The sequence below is a fragment of the Agromyces sp. NPDC058064 genome, from assembly GCF_042885275.1.
In the GTDB taxonomy this organism is placed as follows: Bacteria; Actinomycetota; Actinomycetes; order Actinomycetales; family Microbacteriaceae; genus Agromyces.
The window spans coordinates 1-5,859 of sequence record NZ_JBHVSE010000007.1 but is presented as its reverse complement, the minus strand read 5'-3'; the positions used below and the strand labels follow the sequence as shown (position 1 = coordinate 5,859).

At 56.0% G+C, this 5,859-nt stretch carries 3 rRNA genes; all 3 read right to left on the bottom strand.

Going from position 1 to position 5,859, the window contains the following annotated elements:
• Positions 1–72: 72 nt before the first annotated feature.
• Positions 73–189: ribosomal RNA gene (gene rrf / locus ACFVSL_RS18345) — 5S ribosomal RNA — on the bottom strand.
• Between the two features lie 188 nt (positions 190–377).
• A 23S ribosomal RNA gene (locus ACFVSL_RS18340) occupies positions 378–3,480 on the bottom strand.
• A gap of 444 nt (positions 3,481–3,924) precedes the next feature.
• Positions 3,925–5,453 (bottom strand): 16S ribosomal RNA (locus ACFVSL_RS18335).
• Together the 16S, 23S and 5S rRNA genes form the textbook arrangement of a ribosomal RNA operon.
• Positions 5,454–5,859 lie beyond the last annotated feature (406 nt).

Sequence of the window (5,859 nt, the reverse complement as noted above, 5' to 3'; positions counted from 1 at the left end):
GCGGCTTGGGTTGGTGTGTGGTTGTTAAAGTCGAAGAGCCGCCCACGTGGTGGGCGGCTCTTCGTAATGTTTGTCCGGCGGTGTCCTACTCTCCCACAGGGTCCCCCCTGCAGTACCATCGGCGCTGCGAGTCTTAGCTTCCGGGTTCGGAATGTGTCCGGGCGTTTCCCTCGCGCTATGGCCGCCGAAACTCTAGGACCAACGTGTCCGCACGTGTGGTGCGGGGTTGGTGGTTTCGGTGGACCCCTCACCGTGGTGGGGGTCGTGTTGAATTACGTGTGTTTCCGTCTGAAGGGAACCACAGAGTGGACGCGAGGACATCTCAGGCCACGCACACGGCCTTTACTTGAATGAGTTCAAATCGTGTGAGTGTAGTGATTATCAAGTTATCGGCTTATTAGTACCGGTCAGCTCCGACAGTCGTTAGTCCTGTCTTCCACATCCGGCCTATCAACCCAGTCGTCTGGCTGGGAGCCTCTCCCCCGAAGGGATGGAAATCTCATCTTGAGGCCGGCTTCCCGCTTAGATGCTTTCAGCGGTTATCCATTCCGAACGTAGCTAACCAGCGGTGCTCCTGGCGGAACAACTGGCACACCAGAGGTTCGTCCAACCCGGTCCTCTCGTACTAGGGTCAGATCCTCTCAAATTTCCTGCGCGCGCAGAGGATAGGGACCGAACTGTCTCACGACGTTCTAAACCCAGCTCGCGTACCGCTTTAATGGGCGAACAGCCCAACCCTTGGGACCTACTCCAGCCCCAGGATGCGACGAGCCGACATCGAGGTGCCAAACCATGCCGTCGATATGGACTCTTGGGCAAGATCAGCCTGTTATCCCCGAGGTACCTTTTATCCGTTGAGCGACAGCGCTTCCACAAGCCACTGCCGGATCACTAGTCCCGACTTTCGTCCCTGCTCGACCTGTCAGTCTCACAGTCAAGCTCCCTTGTGCACTTACACTCGCCACCTGATTGCCAACCAGGTTGAGGGAACCTTTGGGCGCCTCCGTTACTTTTTGGGAGGCAACCGCCCCAGTTAAACTACCCACCAGGCACTGTCCCTGAACCGGATCACGGTTCGAAGTTAGATATCCAGAGTGACCAGAGTGGTATTTCAACAATGACTCCACCGACACTAGCGTGCCAGCTTCACAGTCTCCCACCTATCCTACACAAGCCACACCGAACACCAATACCAAGCTGTAGTAAAGGTCACGGGGTCTTTCCGTCCTTCTGCGCGTAACGAGCATCTTTACTCGTAATGCAATTTCGCCGAGTTCGCGGTTGAGACAGCTGGGAAGTCGTTACGCCATTCGTGCAGGTCGGAACTTACCCGACAAGGAATTTCGCTACCTTAGGATGGTTATAGTTACCACCGCCGTTTACTGGGGCTTAAATTCTCAGCTTCGCCTTGCGGCTAACCGGTCCTCTTAACCTTCCAGCACCGGGCAGGCGTCAGTCCGTATACATCGTCTTGCGACTTGGCACGGACCTGTGTTTTTAGTAAACAGTCGCTTCCCACTGGTCTCTGCGGCCTTCAAACGCTTTCGGAGCAAGTCCTAATACGCCTCAGGCCCCCCTTCTCCCGAAGTTACGGGGGCATTTTGCCGAGTTCCTTAACCACGATTCTCTCGATCTCCTTAGTATTCTCTACCTGACCACCTGAGTCGGTTTGGGGTACGGGCGGCTGGAACCTCGCGTCGATGCTTTTCTCGGCAGCATAGGATCACCCACTTTTCATCCGCATCGCGTCTCAGCCTTGATGAGCGACGGATTTGCCTATCGCTCGGCCTACACGCTTGCCCCGGGTCAACCATCGCCCGGGCTGGGCTACCTTCCTGCGTCACACCTGTTAATACGCTCACTCCACCAGATGGGGTCGCATGCCGCCACGCGATCGTCCCCGAAGGGATCCACGCGTCTTGGGATGCTTAGCACTCCTGATTTCATGTGGGCGGTTCTTCGCCGGTACGGGAATATCAACCCGTTGTCCATCGACTACGCCTGTCGGCCTCGCCTTAGGTCCCGACTTACCCAGGGCAGATTAGCTTGACCCTGGAACCCTTGGTCTTCCGGAGGACGGGTTTCTCACCCGTCTTTCGCTACTCATGCCTGCATTCTCACTCGTGTGCCGTCCACGGCTGGTTTCCACCGCCGCTTCACCCGGCACACGACGCTCTCCTACCCATCAACACGGCTGGACCACGAAGGCCTACCACAAATGTCAATGCCACAACTTCGGTGGCGTGCTTGAGCCCCGTTACATTGTCGGCGCGGAATCACTTGACCAGTGAGCTATTACGCACTCTTTCAAGGGTGGCTGCTTCTAAGCCAACCTCCTGGTTGTCTGTGCAACTCCACATCCTTTCCCACTTAGCACGCGCTTAGGGACCTTAGTTGGTGGTCTGGGTTGTTTCCCTCTCGACGATGAAGCTTATCCCCCACCGTCTCACTGCTGCGCTCTCACTTACCGGCATTCGGAGTTTGGCTGACGTCAGTAACCTGTTGAGGCCCATCGGCCATCCAGTAGCTCTACCTCCGGCAAGAAACACGCAACGCTGCACCTAAATGCATTTCGGAGAGAACCAGCTATCACGAAGTTTGATTGGCCTTTCACCCCTATCCACAGCTCATCCCCTCCATTTTCAACTGAAGTGGGTTCGGTCCTCCACGACGTCTTACCGTCGCTTCAACCTGGCCATGGATAGATCACTTCGCTTCGGGTCTAGGACCTGCGACTGAATCGCCCTATTCAGACTCGCTTTCGCTACGGCTGCCCCACACGGGTTAACCTCGCCACAGATCACTAACTCGCAGGCTCATTCTTCAAAAGGCACGCTGTCACCCCAACAAGGAGGCTCCAACGGTTTGTAAGCAAACGGTTTCAGGTACTATTTCACTCCCCTCCCGGGGTACTTTTCACCTTTCCCTCACGGTACTTGTCCGCTATCGGTCATCTGGGAGTATTTAGGCTTATCAGGTGGTCCTGACAGATTCACGCGGGATTTCTCGGGCCCCGCGCTACTTGGGATACCTCTCCGGCCGGCCAGGCATTTCGACTACGGGACTCACACCCACTCCGGTCCGCCTTTCAATGCGGTTCGTCTATACCTGACGCGTCACCGTGACTGCACGGCAGTACAGTCCGAAAGGTCCCACAACCCCGATCATGCAACCCCTGCCGGGTATCACACATGACCGGTTTAGCCTCTTCCGCTTTCGCTCGCCACTACTCACGGAATCACGGTTGTTTTCTCTTCCTGTGGGTACTGAGATGTTTCACTTCCCCACGTTCCCTCTACCCGCCCTATATATTCAGGCGGGAGTCACCAGGTCACCCTAAGGGCCTGGCGGGGTTTCCCCATTCGGAAATCCTCGGATCACAGCTCGTTTATCAGCTCCCCGAGGCTTATCGCAGATTACGACGTCCTTCTTCGGCTCCAGATGCCAAGGCATCCACCGTTTGCTCTTAGAAACTTGAAATCACATGAGTTTGAATCGATCGCGCACCCGAAGGTGCGAGATTGACCAATGATTAGTCAGACACACCCCGAAGGGCATGCCATCGAAATCTTTGTGAAACAGCCCGAAGGGCTGCTTCTAAGATGCTCGCGTCCACTATGTAGTTCTCAACAGACGGCCAGAACCCCCACACCCACCGAATCAGAACCATCGGCTTCGTGAAGGTCTGAAGAGACCATCACCCCAGGCCGAAGCCCAGGAGTTGTCCGGTCCCTCAGGACCCAACAGCGTGCACGTGCCCGACCGGCCGGCCCCCACCGTTCCAACCCCACACGTGAGGCGTACTAGGTCTGAACCATTCAGACGAGCACCTATGTCAATGTTCCACCCATGAGCAACCAGCAGACACGTTCGGTCTGATCTGGCGCACTGCGAAAACCCGAAGGCTTCCGAGTTGCTCCTTAGAAAGGAGGTGATCCAGCCGCACCTTCCGGTACGGCTACCTTGTTACGACTTAGTCCTAATCACCGATCCCACCTTCGACGGCTCCCTCCACAAGGGTTAGGCCACCGGCTTCGGGTGTTACCGACTTTCATGACTTGACGGGCGGTGTGTACAAGGCCCGGGAACGTATTCACCGCAGCGTTGCTGATCTGCGATTACTAGCGACTCCGACTTCATGAGGTCGAGTTGCAGACCTCAATCCGAACTGAGACCGGCTTTTTGGGATTCGCTCCGCCTTACGACATCGCAGCCCTTTGTACCGGCCATTGTAGCATGCGTGAAGCCCAAGACATAAGGGGCATGATGATTTGACGTCATCCCCACCTTCCTCCGAGTTGACCCCGGCAGTCTCACATGAGTTCCCACCATTACGTGCTGGCAACATGCGACGAGGGTTGCGCTCGTTGCGGGACTTAACCCAACATCTCACGACACGAGCTGACGACAACCATGCACCACCTGTTCACGAGTGTCCAAAGAGTTGACCATTTCTGGCCCGTTCTCGTGTATGTCAAGCCTTGGTAAGGTTCTTCGCGTTGCATCGAATTAATCCGCATGCTCCGCCGCTTGTGCGGGCCCCCGTCAATTCCTTTGAGTTTTAGCCTTGCGGCCGTACTCCCCAGGCGGGGCGCTTAATGCGTTAGCTACGACACGGAAACCGTGGAAAGGTCCCCACATCTAGCGCCCAACGTTTACGGCGTGGACTACCAGGGTATCTAATCCTGTTCGCTCCCCACGCTTTCGCTCCTCAGCGTCAGTTACGGCCCAGAGAACTGCCTTCGCCATCGGTGTTCCTCCTGATATCTGCGCATTCCACCGCTACACCAGGAATTCCATTCTCCCCTACCGCACTCAAGTCTGCCCGTACCCACTGCAGGCTAGAGGTTGAGCCTCTAGTTTTCACAGCAGACGCGACAAACCGCCTACGAGCTCTTTACGCCCAATAATTCCGGACAACGCTCGGACCCTACGTATTACCGCGGCTGCTGGCACGTAGTTAGCCGGTCCTTTTTCTGCAAGTACCGTCAAGGCCGAAGCCCCTTCTTCCTTACTAAAAGCGGTTTACAACCCGAAGGCCGTCATCCCGCACGCGGCGTTGCTGCATCAGGCTTGCGCCCATTGTGCAATATTCCCCACTGCTGCCTCCCGTAGGAGTCTGGGCCGTGTCTCAGTCCCAGTGTGGCCGGTCACCCTCTCAGGCCGGCTACCCGTCGACGCCTTGGTGAGCCATTACCTCACCAACAAGCTGATAGGCCGCGAGTCCATCCCAGACCGAAAAACTTTCCACCCCAGATCATGCGATCCGAGGTCCTATCCGGTATTAGACGTCGTTTCCAACGCTTATCCCAGAGTCCAGGGCAGGTTACTCACGTGTTACTCACCCGTTCGCCACTAATCCACCAGAGCAAGCTCCAGCTTCATCGTTCGACTTGCATGTGTTAAGCACGCCGCCAGCGTTCGTCCTGAGCCAGGATCAAACTCTCCAAAAAAAATGGTTCCCAACACCGAAGTGTCGAGGAGTTCAATCTCTGACAGAGAAACAACTGACTCGAAAATCAAATTGTCCATCAATCAAAGGAATCCCACCCACTCCGAAGAGCAGGCTGGGGTTCAATAAATTGGCATTGAACATAGTGCACGCTGTTGAGTTCTCAAGGAACGGACGCACCCGAGTTGAAACCCGGATCGAACACCGGGCCAGCCCTCAGGGCAACCTGTAAAACATACCACCGAACCAGCCCGCCGAAAACACGACGACAACCACAACCCGAAGGCCATGCTCACAACTGAAGTGGGTTTCTCATCCTAGACTTGAAATCACCGAGTCGCAATCCTGCGCCTTCGAGGTTATTTGGCTAGAACCACCACCGCTCGACCCGGGCCTCACTCTCGCGC